General features: G+C 63.5%; 14 protein-coding genes. 4 read left to right on the top strand and 10 right to left on the bottom strand.

The genetic code is table 11. The features are described 5' to 3' along the window. Nucleotide 1: 1 nt before the first annotated feature. The 5 genes from AX703_RS12475 to AX703_RS12495 all read right to left on the bottom strand — a co-directional run bounded on the left by AX703_RS12475 (nucleotide 2) and on the right by AX703_RS12495 (nucleotide 6946). Nucleotides 2-1597 carry a tetratricopeptide repeat protein gene (locus tag AX703_RS12475; RefSeq protein ID WP_062344442.1) on the bottom strand — a complete coding sequence of 532 codons (1596 nt, stop codon included), beginning with the start codon at nucleotides 1595-1597 and terminating at the stop codon, nucleotides 2-4. Further along, on the bottom strand, nucleotides 1563-2939 hold the full coding sequence (prsR, locus tag AX703_RS12480; protein WP_062344444.1) for a PEP-CTERM-box response regulator transcription factor: 1377 nt from the start codon (nucleotides 2937-2939) through the stop codon (nucleotides 1563-1565). Before prsR ends, AX703_RS12475 begins: the two co-directional genes overlap by 35 nt. Then, a complete protein-coding gene (gene prsK, locus AX703_RS12485) occupies nucleotides 2939-5074 on the bottom strand; it encodes an XrtA/PEP-CTERM system histidine kinase PrsK (protein ID WP_062344446.1) in 2136 nt (711 codons plus the stop codon). The genes prsR and prsK overlap by 1 nt, the downstream gene beginning before the upstream one ends. A 12-nt stretch (nucleotides 5075-5086) precedes the next feature. Beyond that, on the bottom strand, nucleotides 5087-6472 hold the full coding sequence (locus AX703_RS12490; protein WP_039331082.1) for a TIGR03013 family XrtA/PEP-CTERM system glycosyltransferase: 1386 nt from the start codon (nucleotides 6470-6472) through the stop codon (nucleotides 5087-5089). 201 nt (nucleotides 6473-6673) lie between these two features. After that, nucleotides 6674-6946, bottom strand: coding sequence for a hypothetical protein (locus tag AX703_RS12495; RefSeq protein ID WP_062344448.1), 273 nt, complete (start codon nucleotides 6944-6946; stop codon nucleotides 6674-6676). Between the two features lie 128 nt (nucleotides 6947-7074). Between AX703_RS12495 and AX703_RS12500 the strand changes: the two genes are divergently transcribed. Next, complete coding sequence (locus AX703_RS12500) at nucleotides 7075-9384, top strand: patatin-like protein (RefSeq protein ID WP_062344451.1); 2310 nt, start codon at nucleotides 7075-7077, stop codon at nucleotides 9382-9384. Nucleotides 9385-9482: 98 nt separating this feature from the next. Here the strand turns inward: AX703_RS12500 and dnaJ are convergent, their stop codons facing one another. Then, the gene (dnaJ, locus tag AX703_RS12505) at nucleotides 9483-10589 is read right to left on the bottom strand and encodes a molecular chaperone DnaJ (RefSeq protein ID WP_062344453.1); all 1107 of its coding nucleotides are present in this window, start codon (nucleotides 10587-10589) and stop codon (nucleotides 9483-9485) included. A 70-nt stretch (nucleotides 10590-10659) separates the two neighbouring features. Then, complete coding sequence (dnaK, locus tag AX703_RS12510; protein WP_062344477.1) at nucleotides 10660-12567, bottom strand: molecular chaperone DnaK; 1908 nt, start codon at nucleotides 12565-12567, stop codon at nucleotides 10660-10662. Nucleotides 12568-12735: 168 nt separating this feature from the next. Here dnaK and AX703_RS12515 point away from each other — a divergent pair, with 168 nt between their 5' ends. Together AX703_RS12515 and AX703_RS12520 are read left to right on the top strand one after the other, a co-directional pair. Next, a complete protein-coding gene (locus AX703_RS12515; protein ID WP_062344455.1) occupies nucleotides 12736-13287 on the top strand; it encodes a copper chaperone PCu(A)C in 552 nt (183 codons plus the stop codon). Further along, nucleotides 13284-13778: a hypothetical protein gene (locus AX703_RS12520; protein WP_062344458.1), complete on the top strand. Its 495-nt coding sequence runs from the start codon at nucleotides 13284-13286 to the stop codon at nucleotides 13776-13778. The genes AX703_RS12515 and AX703_RS12520 overlap by 4 nt, the downstream gene beginning before the upstream one ends. Here the strand turns inward: AX703_RS12520 and AX703_RS12525 are convergent, their stop codons facing one another. Continuing rightward, on the bottom strand, nucleotides 13779-14039 hold the full coding sequence (locus AX703_RS12525; RefSeq protein WP_039331092.1) for a YMGG-like glycine zipper-containing protein: 261 nt from the start codon (nucleotides 14037-14039) through the stop codon (nucleotides 13779-13781). A 165-nt stretch (nucleotides 14040-14204) separates the two neighbouring features. Here AX703_RS12525 and AX703_RS12530 point away from each other — a divergent pair, with 165 nt between their 5' ends. Continuing rightward, a complete protein-coding gene (locus AX703_RS12530; protein WP_062344460.1) occupies nucleotides 14205-14882 on the top strand; it encodes a cysteine hydrolase family protein in 678 nt (225 codons plus the stop codon). Between the two features lie 108 nt (nucleotides 14883-14990). Here the strand turns inward: AX703_RS12530 and grpE are convergent, their stop codons facing one another. After that, complete coding sequence (gene grpE, locus AX703_RS12535; protein WP_062344462.1) at nucleotides 14991-15566, bottom strand: nucleotide exchange factor GrpE; 576 nt, start codon at nucleotides 15564-15566, stop codon at nucleotides 14991-14993. After that, the gene (hrcA, locus tag AX703_RS12540) at nucleotides 15563-16627 is read right to left on the bottom strand and encodes a heat-inducible transcriptional repressor HrcA (protein WP_062344465.1); all 1065 of its coding nucleotides are present in this window, start codon (nucleotides 16625-16627) and stop codon (nucleotides 15563-15565) included. The genes grpE and hrcA overlap by 4 nt, the downstream gene beginning before the upstream one ends. Between the last annotated feature and the right edge of the window lie 77 nt (nucleotides 16628-16704).

Below are 16704 nucleotides of genomic sequence, written 5' to 3' on the forward strand. Positions count from 1 at the left end.
TTCATGACGGATTGCGCAATGCTCGCTGCTGCAGGATGCCCTCGATCGCGTCCTGCCCGGAATTGTCACCCAATGCAGCGCGTCCCGCAGACAACAGCTTCAGGGCCTGCGGACTGCCAGGGTTCTGCCGCAAGTAGCGGGCGAGAACGCCGTTTGCTTCCACGGGCTTACCAATGGCACGCAAGGCGTAGTCTATTCTCTGCAGTGTCGGCAGGTTGAAGCGAATGACCGCTGCCCGACCGTACTGGTCAAGCGCCCCGGCTTGATCCCCAGCCATGAGCCGGGCATCGCCTGCCAGCAGCCACGCCTCAGCTGCGCCGGGATTGGCAAGCCGGAGACGGTCCGCAACCGACACAGCCTGACCAGCATTGCCGCTCGCGATCAGTCCGCGGATGTAGGGCACGGCGTTCGCCGCAAAGTTTGGCGCATCGCCATACGCCAACGCGAGCACAGGCAATGGCTGATCTGCGGAAATAACCGTCGCAGTGCGTTGGCCAGTTGCTTTCGATCGTTCCCGGTAGGACGCGCCGGCGAGCTTGTTCCCAAGACCCGCCTCGGCATCGCCGGCGAGCACCAGCAGATAAGGCGTGGCAAAGTCCTGCTTCGCCCAGGCAGACGCAATCTCGCTCGCCTGCTGATGAAGGCCCTGTCGTTCCAGAGCCCGCACCAACAGCATTCGCGCCTGCAGGTTATCGGGCTGCACGCGCAGCAGCCGGTCGAAATGGCCGACGGCAAGGTTGGCGTTGCCGGCGCGATATTCGAGAATGCCGTTGAGCAGCATAGCCGCAGGCATGTCGCGCAAGGCAGTGCCAGTCTGCAGCAGGATCTTGCGGGCCAGATCGGTCTGCCCTGCCCTAGCCGCCAGGACCGCCTGAAGATAGAGCGCGCGGACGTTGCCGGGATCGACCTTGGCCAGCTTGCGGCAGACGACCAGCATGGCTCGGTATTGCCCCATGTCGCCAAGCGTTGCAGCATATTCGCCCAGCAGCCCCACGTCATTGGGCGCAGCGCGAAGCCCTGCCTCGAACCAGGGTAATGCAGCCTGCAGGCCAAACTGTTCGCGTATCAGCAACCCCCGCAATTCAAGCGCGCGTGGGTCTTGGGGCGCCAACTCTACCGCACGCTCTGCCGCCTCGATCGCCTGGGCCTGCTCGCCGCCGCTGAAACGCAGCCGTGCAATGTCGACCCACAACGAAGCATTGTCCGGCGAGAGGCGATAGGACTGGTCCAGCGCCTGCCCGGCCGCTGCCAGCCGGCCGTCCATTAGCTCGATGCGTCCGCGCAGTTGCCAGCCATGCGCAGCGCTTTCGGCCCGGAAGTCACCGCCGTAAAGCACCTTGCGCGCCTCGCGCCGGTCCCCTTGCAGGAGCAGTGCCTCGCCGAGTTCCGCCCGCACGTCGTCGGCCGACGCTCCCTGCCGCATCGCCGCCCGCAACGGCGCCTCGGCTGCGATGCCGTCGCGCTTCGCGATGGCATCGCGCGCCTTGGCGAGCAGGTCCGCTGGCACGTCGCCCCGCACCGGTCCGCCAAGGACCAGTGCAATCAGCGCGGCTGCGGTGAACCTAGTTATGGAGATCGTATTGCTTGAGCAGGTCATAAAGCGTGGGCCTGCTGATCCCCAGAAGGCGCGCCGTGCTGGAGATGTTGCCCTCGCTTCGCGCAAGGGCATGGCGAATGACCTTGCGATCGGTCACTTCACGCGCAGTCTTGAGATTGAGAGGCGAGGCTTCCTGCGACTCGCCGGTCGGCAGATCGAGGTCGGCTGCAGAGACCAACTTACCGTCGGCCATGATGACAGCGCGCTTCACCCGGTTCTCAAGCTCGCGCACGTTGCCCGGCCAGTTCCACCCGTCGATGGCGGCCAGCGCATCGGGCGCGAAGCCCTTGACCGAAGGATTCATCTCCTTTGCAAAGCGCAGCAGGAATGACTTGGCGAGAAGCGTCGCATCGCCCGGACGCTCGGCCAGCCCCGGAATGCGCACGACGATCTCGGCCAGGCGATAGTAAAGGTCCTCGCGGAAGCGGCCGTCAGCTATCATTGCCTCGAGGTTCTGGTGCGTTGCGCAGACGATGCGCGTGTCGACCTCGATCGACCGTCGCCCACCGATCCGCTCGATGGTTCGCTCCTGCAGGAAGCGAAGCAGCTTCACCTGCAACTGCAGCGGGATGTCGCCGACCTCGTCGAGGAACAGCGTGCCGCCGCTCGCCAGTTCGATCTTGCCCTCGGTCGTCTTTACCGCGCCGGTGAACGCACCCTTTTCATGCCCGAACAGTTCGCTTTCCAGCAGGTTTTCGGGGATGGCCGCGCAATTGATCGCGACGAATGCGCCCTGTGCCCGGCCCGAACAATCGTGCAGTCCGCGCGCCAGAAGCTCCTTGCCGGTACCGCTGGCTCCCAGCAGCATGACCGAGACATTGGTGTTGGCCACGCGCTCGATCGTACGCGCCACCTTGATCATCTCCGGTGCAGCCGTGATCATGCGGCCAAGCACCTTGTTGTCCGACGAGGCCCGCGTCGCCAGGACACGGTTTTCCGCTTCGATCTGGGACAAATGCAGCGCGCGCCGCACGATCAGGCCCAGCGCGTCGATGTCCACTGGCTTCTGGTAGAAATCGTAGGCGCCCTTCTCGATTGCCTTCAGGGCCGATTCCCGCGCACCGTGCCCGCTGGCGACAATCACCTTGGTCTGGGGACGTAGCGCCATGATGTCGTCGAGCACGGCAAACCCCTCGGTCGTTCCATCCGGATCGGGCGGAAGGCCGAGATCGAGGGTCACGACAGCGGGCTCTTCCGACCTAAGCAGCGTCAACGCCGTTGCCCGGTCGCCCGCGATGACGACCTCGAAGTCCTCGTAGGCCCATTTGAGCTGAGCCTGCAGACCCGGATCGTCCTCGACGATCAGCAGCACCGGCCGCTGTCCGGACTTTGCGTCACCCATCATGCCACCTTTTTCCCATGGGGGGTGCTTTCCCCCTCTATCGAACTGATCAACCCTTGCGCTGCCGCCAGCGGCAGGCGCACCGTAAAGCGGCTGCCCAGCCCTTCGCGGCTTTCAACCTCAAGCTTGCCGCGCATTGCCCGCACCATCTCGCGCGCTTCGTAGGCTCCGATGCCGAACCCGCCTTGCTTGGTCGATACGAATGGCCGGAACAGCCGATTGCGGATGAATTCAGCGCTCATTCCGCAACCGGTGTCGATGACTTCTATCGTGCCGTAGAGCCCGTCGACGTTGCATTGCAGGAAAACTGCCATGCCCTCGGCGCTGGCGTCGATCGCGTTCTGCACCAGATGCAGGACCACCTGCTCGAGAACTTCACGGTTGGCCAGGACACGGCACGGCGCATCATGCGTGACGTGGACCTGCAACTGCCCCGGCGCATTGTAGCGATTGGCCACTGCGCGGATCACTTCGCTCGCATCGATGTCTTCGACGCGCTCTGCAGCATTGCCACCATAGCGCGAAAGCCTGGCCAGGAGAGCGTTGAGCTTGTCAGCGGAATTGCGCAGCGTAATCAGCATGTCCGCCCGGAATGTCGGATTTTCGGCGTGCTTCTCGGCATTGCGCGATAGCAGGCTCAACTGGCTGGCAAGGTTCTTGATGTCATGCATGACAAACGCCATGCGACGGTTGAATTCCTCAAACCTGCTCGCCTCGAGCAGTGCCGACTGGCCCGCATGCTCGGCGAGGTAGCTGGCCAGCTGCATGCCGACGACGCGCAGCAGGTCGAAATCCTCCCAATCAAGCTTTCGCGCCACTTGCGGGCGCCCGAGCACCACCAGACCGACGAGACGATCAAAGTGAAGCAGCGGCACCAGAGCCCAGGCGGAATGCTCTTCCACCAGCCACTGGGGCACGGCAGCATCCTCGCCCTGATGGTTCACGCCGGCACGCAGTTCGTCGAGGTCGACAATGAACCCACGTTTCTCGAAAAAGGCGACCCGGTCGATCGACAGCGCCTCGGCAGGAACGTCGGCAGTCGGCCATTGCCAGCGCGCGGAAAGCACCATCTCGCCATTCTCGCCCTGGCACAGAAGCAGGCCCGCTGAACTGTCGGTGATGTCGGCGACCGCCTGGACCACGCGCTCATGCAATGACGGCGCATGCGTGCCACCGCGGCCGATCGTTCGGGTGAAGCGCAGCCACTCCGAGCGATAGTCGTAGCGGTGCTGGAAGAAGTGCTTGGCGAGCATGACCTTCATCCAGCCACGCAGGCGCCCCGAGGGCAGAATGGCCAGCACGAGCACGCTGGTCACGAACACGAAGCCCAGCTGCGCAAGCTGCCCGGCGTCGCCGCCGAGCCAGGTCAGCGATTGGGCTGCGCCAACCATCAGGATCATGTAGGCGCCGATCACCAGCAGCGAGAGCGACTGGAACGCCACCGCGCGCGACGGTGAGAAGCGCAGCGCCGACCGTCCTCGCACCGCACCAATGGCAAGCAACAGGGCGACGCCGATCTGCGCCACGCCGCGCATGGCTTCGAGTTCGACCGGCAAGGTCCGCGCGAGATAAGCAATCGTGTAAAGGTTGAGGTCGTATCCCCAAACCGTTGCCATCGCGATGCAGCTCCAGCGCAGCGCCACGCGCTGTTGCGCCATGGCCCCGGCATAGAGGTTATGCACCAGCACCAGCGCGCCCGTTGCAACCAGCAGCCGGAACAGCATCGAGATCTGGAAGATCATTGCCTGCGCCGCAGCGTTGCCGCCATAACGCACGTTCAGCATGAGCAGGATGAACTGCAGTGTTTCGACGAAGATCAGCGCCGCCATGACCGGCCTGATCGGCGCCACGCTCGTATGGCGCCCATCGCGGGAAAACAGTACGAACGCGAGGCTGAGCCAGGCGAAAGTGCGGAAGCTTTCGAATACCTGCGCGACCAGCGTCGCATATCCGGTCCCTGCGACCACAAGCGCCCAGGCACCACTCACGATAAAGGCACCAAGCTCGGCCCGGGCAGACCCCTCCTGCGCGTTACGCCGGCGCTCCCAGCGCCAGCCTGTCAGCATCAGGAAGCAGAACGCGGCAATGAGAAATGCCCATTGCCCGAAGCCCTGCCATGACAAGGGGGTCTGCATCACGGCGCCTCCTTACCTAGCGCCCTCGTGCCAGAGCACGACGCGCAGAGTCTGAAGAAGGATCAGCAGGTCCAGGAAAGGGGTGTAGTTCTTGGCGTAGTAAAGGTCGTACTCGAGCTTGTGCCGCGAATCCTCGATCGATGCACCATAGGGATAATTGATCTGCGCCCAGCCCGTGATGCCGGGCTTCACCATATGTCGCTCGGCGTAATACGGCAGCTTTTCCTCAAGATCCGATACGAACTCGGGCCTCTCGGGACGGGGGCCGACAAAGCTCATCTCGCCTTTCAATACCGACCATGTCTGTGGCAGTTCATCGATACGGACCTTGCGAATGAAGCGGCCGATCCGGGTCACGCGGGGGTCGTTCTCCTGCGCAAACTGCGCGCCGTTCACCTCGGCATCGGTACGCATCGAGCGCAGTTTGATCACATCGAACGGCTCGCCATAGAGGCCGACGCGGCGTTGGCGGAAGAACGCCGGCCCCTTGCTGTCGATCTTCACCAACAACGCAAACAGCACGATCACCGGCAGGGTCAAGACCAGCAGCAGCAAGCTCGCCGTGATATCGAAGATACGCTTTGCCGCACTCGACAGCGCGCGGCCCGACGAAAACCCGTCCGAGAAGATCAGCCAGCTGGGGTTGACCGTGTCGAGATCGACCCTGCCCGTCTCGCGTTCCATGAACGTCGAGAAATCGTTGACGTGCACCCCCGTGGTCTTGATCCGCAGCAGATCCTTCAGCGGCAGCGCATTTCGGCGCTCTTCCAGCGCCAGCACGACTTCGCTTACACCCAGATTCTCCACATAGCGCGTGAGGTTGTTGATCGCGTCGCGGTGTATCGCTTCCTCGACAACCGGTGCGGCACTGCTCATGCCGATGTACCCGACAATGGCGAAGCCTGCCTCGGGCCGCTCGCCCAGCTTGCGCAGGCGATCCGCTCGCGCTCCGGCGCCCAGCACCAGCACGCGCCGACGGAATGCCGATGTCCCGAGAAGTCCTCCCAGCAGCAGACGGATCAGGACCAGGAAGGCCATGGCGATGAACATTGCGTAGAACAGGTTCGATCGCCACAGCGTGCGCCCCGGCAGCATGAAGTAGACGACGGAAAGGGCTATGATCCCGAGGCTCACCGCCACCAGCAGGCGGGCCGTAGCGTAGCGCATCGAACGCAGCGCGTCCGAGCCATAGACACCGACTGCGATCATCGCGGTCTGCACCAGCACCGCAAACAGCAGCAATGGCGTCAACCGCATGGGCACCATGCCCGGGTCGATGCCGATCTGGTGCGCGCGAAGTTGCCACCCCAGTTCGCCGGCGCCGATCAACAGGACAAAGTCCAGCAAGCCCAGCAGCAGGACGGAATGCGGTATGTAATGCTTGAACAGGCGGATCATTTGCCCGGCACTCGTCACCCCACTCGGGCACGGAATGGCCCAGTGGGGCGGTCTTACACCGCAAAGGGTAAAGCGTCGGTTACTCTGACACCGGCAAGCTCATAATCCGGAGTTCACATCTATCTGAAATATATAGAGAAAACTCCGCCCACAAAAACAATCTGTCGGCGGAGTTTACATTCTTGGCTGATCCGAGCGGATCTATTTGCCGTCGGCAACGTCCTTCGCCGCGTCTCCAATGTCCTTGGCCGCGCTCCCTACGTTATCGGCGGCACGCTCGATCGCAGTGTCGCGGCTCGCGCGACTGTCCGCCATCTGCATGATGAAATAGCCACCCACGACCAGCGCGATCAAAAGGATAATGGCAACCAGCCAGCCACTGCCGCCGCTGCGCGGGCGTTCGTCATAGACTGTCGTATGCGTGTGTGCGGTCCCGTCAGGTTCACGCACTTCTACCGTACGTTGCTCGACCATGGTTTCGTCCCTTCTGATGAAGCTTTTCCGTCCAACGCGCAGGCAAACATGACGTTCCTTTCATCCACATCCGCGCCTTCTCGCCAAAGCCTCTGGTTCGCGACGCGCTGGCGTGCCAATGTGCCTCAATGCGGCAGAAGGAACTGCGTCTCGCCCTCATCTGCTACGGCGGCATCAGCCTTGCCGTGTACATGCATGGAGTAACGAAGGAACTCTGGCACGCCACGCGCGCAAGCCGGGCATTCCACTGCCCGCATGAACCGAGCCCCGGTGGTGTCGAGGCGGTTTACCTGAGATTGTTCGAAGAGATTGCCCTGACCCGTGATCTGCGGCTGCGTCTTCTGCCCGATATCGTCTCCGGGGCCAGTGCCGGCGGGATAAACGGCGTGTTTCTCGCGCAGGCCATTGCCACGGGGCAAAGCCTGGAGCCTCTCACGGCAATGTGGCTTGAACGCGCCGATATCGACGTCCTGCTCGATCCCGACGCAAAGCCGTGGAGCCGGTTCGCCAAGTTCTGGGCGCAACCTCTTGTCTGGTTCGTGCTGAAGCGGCCGGGAAATGTCGTCAGCAGTACTGTCGCGCCCGAAACGCGCTCCGAAGTGCGCCGCAAGGTCTCACGCCTGATCCGTGCGCGCTGGTTCGCTCCGCCTTTCAGTGGCATCGGCTTTTCCCGAATGATCGCCGATGCGCTCGACGCCATGGCAGCCACGCCGATGGGCGATCCGCTTTTGCCCGAAGGCCATCCCATGGACCTGCTGGTAACGGCGACCGACTTCAACGGCCATCTCGAAGAACTGCGCCTAAACAGCCCCGAAACGGTGGTCGAGAGCGAGCACCGCCTCTCGATAGGTTTCCGTCGATCGACCAGCAGGCATGGCAATCGGGACCTCGCACCATGCCCCGAACTGGTGCTTGCCGCCCGATCGACAGCCAGTTTCCCTGGTGCATTTCCGCCCCTAGTCATCGATGAGATCGATCAGCTCGTCGCCGAACGTGGCGCCACTTGGCCGGGACGCTCGCAGTTTCTCCAGCGCATCATGCCCAGCCATTGGAAGCGTGGCGACCTTGGCAGCGTGGCGCTCGTCGATGGCGCGGTGCTCGTCAATCGTCCCTTCGCGCAAGCCATCGGCGTCCTTCGTGACAGACCCGCGCGTCGTGAGGTCGATCGACGCTTCGTCTATGTCGACCCCAGTCCCGATCACATGCGCATCGCGCCGAAGGGCGGGCGCACGATCGGCTTCTTTTCGGCCATCTTCGGCTCGCTATCCTCGATCCCGCGCGAACAGCCGATCCGCGACAACCTGGAATCGCTCGAGCGGCAATCACGACAACGGCAACGCCTTAGAACCATCGTCGATGCCCTTCGCCCCGAGATCGAGGAGACCGTTGAAGGGCTATTCGGCCGAACCCTGTTTTTCGATCACCCCAACCAGCGACGGCTCACCGCATGGCGCAACAAGGCCCAGCAAGCTGCTGCCGAGCGTGCGGGATATGCCTTCCACGGCTATGCGCAAACCAAGCTGGCCGGAATCGTCACCGATCTTGCGGCGCTGATCCACGAAGCCGCGCCAGCTGCAGCCTCGCTTGACAAGGTCGAGGCGGCCTTGTGGGATCACCTTGCCAGTACGGGGCTCGACCGCCTGTCGGCCTTGCGGGGGGGCGCAACCGACAAGGCCATTGTCTTCTTCCGCACCCACGATCTTTCTTTTCGTATCCGCCGCCTCAAGCTGCTCGCCCGCCGCCTGACGCACGATTGGGAGGAAGGTGAGAACGTCAGCATTACCGACCGCGAGGCCGCGCGAGATGCTGTCTACCGTGCCCAGGCGCTCTACCAGGGTCGAGAGACTTTCGAGGGTCTCGGCCCGGGCTTTGCCGAAACAGCTGCCTTGGCCACGGTCGATCCCGGCGCGGTTCTCAACGCAATCGCCACGCGGCGCGATCTCGTCGGGCTGGACCTGCAGGTCGATTCCATGCTCGTGGCCGCACTTGAAAAGATGGACAAGTCGCTGCGCCGCCGCTTCCTCCACGCCTATCTGGGCTTTCCGTTCTACGACACCGCCACTCTGCCCCTGCTGCAGGGTGAGGGGATGGGCGAGTTCGATCCGGTAAAGGTCGATCGCATTTCACCAGATGATGCCACGTCCATCCGCAAGGGCGGCACGTTCGCGTGTCTGCGCGGGGTCGAATTCTTCAACTTTGGCGCGTTCTTCAGCCGCGCCTACCGCGAGAACGACTATCTGTGGGGCCGCCTCCACGGCGCCGAGCGCGTGATCGACCTGATCTGCTCCACGGTGGAGAACCCGCTACCAGGCGAAGTGATCGCAGCCTTCAAGCGCGACGCCTTCCTGGCGATTCTGGAGGAGGAGCAGGGGCGGTTGATGGCCGAGCCGGGACTGGTGGACCGTGTCCGCACCGAAGTCGTTGCCGCATTTCAGTGAGCTGAACTGCGGCCCCGCGCAGGCGGGGGCCTCATTCGGTTCAAGCAGCCGGTCAGTAACACCACCCAGGTCCCCGCCTGCGCGGGGACGCGGCAAGCTTACTCCGTCAGATCCGTCCAGGCATCCTTGATGCGCTCGAAGAAGCCCTTCGATTGCGGGCATTCCTCACCGGTCTCGGTCGCCTGGAACTCGCGGAGAATTTCCTTCTGGCGCGCCGAAAGCTTGGTCGGGGTCTCGACGTGGATCTCGACGACAAGATCGCCGATGCCGCGGCCCTGCAGCACGGGCATCCCGCCGCCACGTTTGCGCAACTGCTTGCCCGACTGGATGCCGGCCGGAATTTCAATCGTGTGGACCTTGCCGTCGAGGCCCGGAATCTCGATCTCGCCGCCCAGCGCCGCGGTCGTGAAGCTGATCGGGCAGCGCGTCAGCAGCGTCGTGCCCTCGCGCTCGAACACTTTGTGGCGCTGGATATGCAGGAACAGGTAGAGGTCGCCCGGAGGCGCGCCGAACGGCCCGGCCTCGCCCTTGCCAGCGAGCCTGATCCGCGTGCCAGTGTCGACACCCGCCGGGATGTTGACCTGCAGCCGCTGCTCGGCATCGACGCGGCCTTCGCCACGACAGGCCTTGCACGGACTTTCGATCACTTCGCCCCGGCCGTGGCAGTTCGGGCAGGCCCGCTCGACCATGAAGAAGCCCTGCTGCGCCCGCACCTTGCCGTGTCCGCCACACAGGTTGCAGCGCCGCGCCGAAGTCCCCGGCGTCGCGCCCGAACCGCTGCAAGGCTCGCACTTCTGCGAAACCTCCACCGCGATTTCGGTTTCCTTACCGTGGAACGCGTCCTCGAGGCTGATCTCAAGATCATAGCGCAAGTCAGCCCCGCGCCGCGCCTGCTGGCGGCCTCCGCCACCGAATGCCCCCCCGAAGATCGTCTCGAAGATATCGCCGATATCGCCGAAGTCACCACCGCCGCCCTGCTGGAACGCGGCATGGCCATAGCGATCATATGCCGCCCGCTTCTGCGGGTCGGACAGGCAGGCGTAGGCTTCGTTGATCTGCTTGAACTTGGCCTCGCTCTCGGCACAGCCCGGATTCTTGTCCGGGTGGAACTTCATGGCGAGTTTTCGGTATGCAGACTTGAGGACCTTCTCGTCCGCAGTCCGCTCAACTTCGAGCAATTCGTAGAAATCGATCTCGGCCGACATTGCGCTTCCCTAACGCGAAGACCCGCCGCCAGCGCATTCGCGCGAGCGGCGGGCCGGTTTCATCGCAACATCACTTGTTGTCGTCGACTTCCGAGAACTCGGCGTCGACCGCGTCGTCATCAGCCTTCGGAGCCTCGGCGCCCGGAGAAGCCGCAGCAGCCTGCTCCTTCTCGTAGATCGCCTGGCCCATCTTCATGGCCTTTTCAGTGAGCGCCTGGGTCTTGGCGGTCATCTCTTCCGAGTTACCACTTTCGACAGCCGTCTTGGCCTCGGCGATGGCGGCTTCGATCTCTGCCTTCAGCGATGCGTCGATCTTGTCGCCGTTCTCTTCAAGCTGGCGCTCGGTCGCGTGGATGAGGCTTTCGGCGTTGTTCTTGGCTTCCGCCTCGGCACGACGCTTCTTGTCCTCTTCGGCGAACTTCTCGGCATCGCGGACCATCTGGTCGATGTCCGCATCCGACAGACCACCAGACGCCTGAATGCGGATCTGCTGCTCCTTGCCGGTGCCCTTGTCCTTCGCGCTCACGTTCACGATGCCGTTGGCGTCGATGTCGAACGTCACCTCGATCTGCGGCACGCCGCGCCGGGCTGGCGGAATGCCGACGAGGTCGAACTGGCCGAGGAGCTTGTTGTCCTGCGCCATTTCCCGCTCGCCCTGGAAGACCCGGATCGTCACCGCCTGCTGATTGTCCTCGGCAGTCGAATAGACCTGGCTCTTCTTGGTCGGGATCGTGGTGTTGCGGTCGATCATCTTGGTCATGATGCCGCCCAGCGTCTCGATACCCAGCGAAAGCGGGGTCACGTCGAGCAGCAGCACGTCCTTGACGTCACCCTGCAGAACGCCAGCCTGGATTGCGGCACCCATGGCGACGACTTCGTCCGGGTTCACGCCGGTGTGCGGATCCTTGCCGAAGAAGTCCTTCACCACTTCGCGGACCTTGGGCATGCGGGTCATGCCGCCGACGAGAACGACGTCATCGATGTCCTTGGCCGAAAGACCGGCGTCAGCCAGAGCCTTCTTGCAGGGGTCGAGCGTGCGCTGGATCAGGCCTGCGACCAGCTTTTCAAGATCGGCGCGGGTGATCGTCTCCACCAGATGGAGCGGGGTGGTGCTGCCACCTTCCATGCGGGCGGTGATGAACGGCAGGTTGATTTCGGTCGTCTGGGCAGACGACAGCTCGATCTTGGCCTTTTCCGCGGCTTCCTTCAGGCGCTGCAGGGCAAGCTTGTCGCCGCGCAGGTCCATGTTTTCCTTCGACTTGAACTTGTCGGCAAGAAATTCCACCAGCGCCGTATCGAAGTCCTCACCACCCAGGAAGGTGTCGCCATTGGTCGACTTCACTTCGAACACGCCATCGCCGATCTCGAGGATCGAGATGTCGAAGGTGCCGCCACCGAGGTCATAGACCGCGATCGTCTTGCCGTCCTGCTTGTCGAGGCCATAGGCCAGCGCCGCAGCCGTCGGCTCGTTGATGATGCGCAGCACTTCGAGACCCGCAATCTGCCCGGCGTCCTTAGTCGCCTGGCGCTGCGCATCGTTGAAGTAAGCCGGCACGGTGATCACCGCCTGCGTCACGGTCTCGCCGAGATAGGCCTCGGCGGTTTCCTTCATCTTCTGCAGGGTGAAGGCCGAGATCTGCGACGGGCTGTAGTCCTGGCCACCGGCCTTGACCCAGGCATCGCCGTTCTTGCCCTTGGTGATGGTGTAGGGGACGAGTTCCGTGTCCTTCTGGGTCAGCGGATCGTCAAAGCGGCGGCCGATCAGGCGCTTCACCGCGAAAATCGTGTTGTCGGGGTTGGTCACCGCCTGGCGCTTGGCCGGCTGGCCGATCAGGCGCTCGCCATCCTTGGTGAATGCGACGATCGACGGCGTGGTGCGCGCACCTTCCGAGTTTTCAATGACCTTGGGCGTGCCCCCGTCCATAACAGCAACGCAGCTGTTGGTCGTGCCAAGGTCGATGCCGATAACTTTAGCCATGAGTTCCCCAGTTCCTTCCATTCAAGACACCGCGTGGGAAAGCGATCCCCCTGCCGGGCAGACCGCCATGTGCGGCTCGATTGTCCGCGATATAGGTGCGCTTCTTCTTGGCACAAGGCCCCCACGCGCTTACCTCGGGACACATATTGGCAACAGGAGTCGCCCTTCATGCGCAAGCTTGCAATCATTGGACTTTCCGCCCTCGCCCTGTCGCTCGGCGCCTGCGGCCAGAAGGCAGAAGATCCGACGGATCAGGCCAGCAGCAGCGCCGCAGCCGGTCCCGAAAGCGCACCCGGCGTCACGGTGACCGACGCGATGGTCCGCCTGCCCGCAGTGCCGGGCACGCCGGGCGCTGCCTACTTCACCGTCTCGCAGGGCAGTGGACCCCCGCGCAAGATCGCCTCGGTCTATGTCGAAGGCGCGCAGCGCGCCGAGATGCACGAAACCGTCACGAAGAACGGCATCTCCTCAATGCAGCAGGTCAAGGACGTGCCGATCGAAGCGGGCAAGAGCGCGGAGTTCAAGCCGGGCGGTCTCCACGTAATGCTGTTTGACGTGGCTGACACGCTCAAGGCCGGAACCACCACGGAACTCACGATCACGCTCGACAATGGCGACAAGGTGAGCGTTCCCGCCAGGGTCGAAGCGCTCGGCGGTGGCAGCGACGCCGACGCGATGGAAGGCATGGACCATTCCGGCCACGACATGAGCAAGATGTGAGAAAAGCCGACGCTCCCTGCCCGCCTGGCGGGGAGCGCCGCCTCACGCCAGGCGAATGCGCGCTGGTTTTCGAAGTGTTTGGCGCCGCCGTAGACACCCGACCCGTCCGCATCCGCCGCCGCCGCTGGTTTCCCTTCCAGCCGAAAGCCACGGTCATGGCCCCGATGGGGCACCTCCACTTCGCTGCCGCCAGCCCGCACTACGAGCACGACTTCGCAGATGCACCGCTTCCGGCCCAAGGGCTGTTCATCCATGAAATGGTCCACGTCTGGCAGGCCCAGACACGCGGCCGATGGTGGCTCCCGCTGATGCGCCACCCGTTCTGTCGCTACAGCTACACCTATGATCCCGGCCGACCGTTCGACCGCTACGGCATCGAACAGCAGGCTGAGCTTGTCCGCCACTGGTTCATGGCAAGACGGGGCGCACCGTCACCGGCCGCCCCGCCATTGCAAGCGCTCGACGCGCTTGTTCCGTTCAATCCAGCCTGATCAGCAGCGCACTTCGTATTCCCGGCCATAGCGATCGACCTGATAGCAGCGATTGTCACGCTTGCGGATCTGCGAACCGCCAACCGCGCCAACCGCGCCACCGATGGCCGCACCCTGCACAACGTCGCCGCCAGTCGCTGCGCCGATTCCTGCACCAACCGCGGCGCCCACAGCAGCACCCTCGCCTGCATAGTTCCTCGCGCAGCCGCCCAAAGTGACGGCCGAACCCATGATAAGCGAAGCAATGATGATCTTGCGCATAATATATCTCCGTTTCCCGGAGACGACGCGCCGACCTTCTTCGCGTTCCATGCCTTGCGATGAAGCGTTTTATCCAGCGTTTCTCCTGCCGAAACCGCGAAAGCCTGTTGAGGACAGTCGGCATGCGAACAGGCAAGATGGCCGGCAGCAGGAGATCTGACCGCCATGCCTCATGCCGTTGACCATCGCGCCATCCTTGCCCGCTTCGCCCCCACGCGCGGTGGTGATGGCAAAATCTTCCAAGATATCGAACCCGCGCGGCTCGCCCATATCGTGGTCGACATGCAGAACGGCTTCATGGAGGAAGGCGCGCCGGTAGAAGTGCCGATGGCCCGCACCATCGTCGACAATATCAACCGCATCAGCGCCGCAATTCGTGCCAGCGGCGGCCACAACGTGTTTCTCCGCTACACCACACCGCCCGATGACGGCCCGAGCTGGTCGAATTTCATGGTTCGCATGGGGAGCAAGGCGCAAGGGCATCAGGAGGCCTTCACCCCCGGCGCGCATCACTGGCAGCTCTGGCCAGCGCTCGAAGTAGCCGCGAACGATACGGTGATCGACAAGCACCGCTTCAGCGGTTTCACGCCCGGAACCTGCATGCTCCACGCCGTCCTGCAGGATCGCGGCATAGATACGGTGCTGATTACGGGCACCCTCACCAACTGCTGCTGCGAAAGCACTGCCCGCGATGCGATGCAGCACAACTACCGCGTGCTGATGGCGGGCGATGCCATGGCCGCACTGTCAGACGAGGAACACGCTGCGACGCTCCACAACATGGCCTTCGTATTCGCCGATCTCTATTCGACGGATGAAATTGTCGGATTGCTCGGAGGGTAAAAAGCTCTGCGCTCCCACGAAGGCGGGGGCCTCGGTGGTTTCACGAACCATCAAAGCAAACCAGCTGAGGTCCCCGTCTCCGCGGGGACGCATCAGCGTGTGATAAAATCAGTCCGGCTTCTTGGCCACTGCCACCATTGCCGGTCGCAGCAGACGGTCCTTGATCATGTAGCCTGCCTGCAGCTCCGAGATCACCGTGCCCGGTTCGGCATCGGCCGAGGGCATTTCGATCATCGCCTGGTGCTGGTGTGGATCGAGCGGGAGGCCCATTGCGGCGATGCGGGTGATGCCGTGGCTGCCGAACACCTTCTCGATCTCGCGCCCCGTGGCTTCAAGCCCGGCGACGAGGTTCTTGAACTTCTCGTCCTCGCGCAGGTCAGCCGGGATCGATTCCAGGGCGCGCGCCAGATTGTCCGCTACCGAAAGGATATCGCGGGCAAAGCCGGTCGCGGCATAGGCGCGGGCGTCGGCGATGTCCTTCTCCATGCGACGGCGCACGTTCTGCGTTTCGGCCTTGGCATAGAGCACGTCCTGCTTGGCCGCCTCAAGCTCCTCGCGCAGCCTGGCCGCTTCATCGCCTGATGAGGAATCCTTGGCGGAAGACTGGTCGATCATGTCCTCGGGCACACCCTCCAGTTCCGCCTCGACTTCAGCGTCAGTGGGGCGCGTCTCGTTATCGCTCATTTTCTCGAAAATCCGTCTTGTCCGATGAATCTGCCCAGCGTCTGGGCGGTGAAATCAACCATGGGGACGACGCGCGCATAATTCAACCGCGTTGGGCCGATCACGCCGACCACGCCGACCACCCGCCCCTCGCTGTCGCGCCATGGTGAGGCAATGACCGACGACCCCGAAAGCGAGAACAGGCGGTTCTCGCTCCCGATGAAAATCCGCGTCGCCTGCGCCTCGCGCGCGGCATCCAGCACCCGCGCGATCGCCTCGGCGCTCTCCAGTTCCTCAAGTAGCTGGCGGACGCGTTCGATATCGCTCAGCGCCGCTTCGTCGAGCAGGTTGGCCTGCCCGCGCACGACCATCACCGGTCGCGCCGCGGCATCCTGCGTCCACACCACCAGCCCGCGCTGCACCAGATCGGCACTGGCCGCATCCAGCGCCGAACGTCCCCCATCGATCTCCGCTCGCACCACGCCAGACGCTTCGCCAAGCGTGCGACCCTGCAACCGGCTCGTCAGATAATTGCCAGCCTGCTCAAGCACCGCAGCACCCACCGGCTCGGGCAAGTCTATCACCCGGTTCTCGATCCCGCCGTCCTCGCTGACCAGCACGGCGAGCGCCCGCACGGGCGAGAGCGGCACGAACGAAATCTGCACCAGCCGGGGCTCGCGCTTGGGCACCATCACCACCGCCGCCCCCGCTGACAGTTCGGACAGCGCCGAGCTGGCCGCTGCCAGTGCATTCTCGATGGTTCCGCCATGAGCGAGCCCGCGCTCGATCTGCGCCCGCTCGGCCACGGTGGGCTCGGCCACCTGCATGATGCCGTCGACGAAGAGCCTCAGGCCCACCTCCGTCGGCATCCGTCCTGCACTGGTATGCGGCGCAGCAAGAAGCCCGGCGTCCTGCAGTTCCTGCAATACAGAGCGGATCGAAGCGGGCGACAAGTTCACGCCCCCCGGCCCCGCCAGGGCCTTGGAGCCCATCGGCTGTCCACTGGCGATATAACCCTCCACGACGAGACGGAAAATCTCGCGTGCGCGGTCGGTCAGATCGGAGAGCGTTGGGCCGTGCATGGTGACAATCTAATCCACGCTCTTGCAGGCTCAAGCCCGATGCGCCAGAGGCTGGCCAAACTTTTGAGGGAAAATCC

The organism is Novosphingobium sp. CCH12-A3 (assembly GCF_001556015.1).
In the GTDB taxonomy this organism is placed as follows: Bacteria; Pseudomonadota; Alphaproteobacteria; order Sphingomonadales; family Sphingomonadaceae; genus Novosphingobium; species Novosphingobium subterraneum.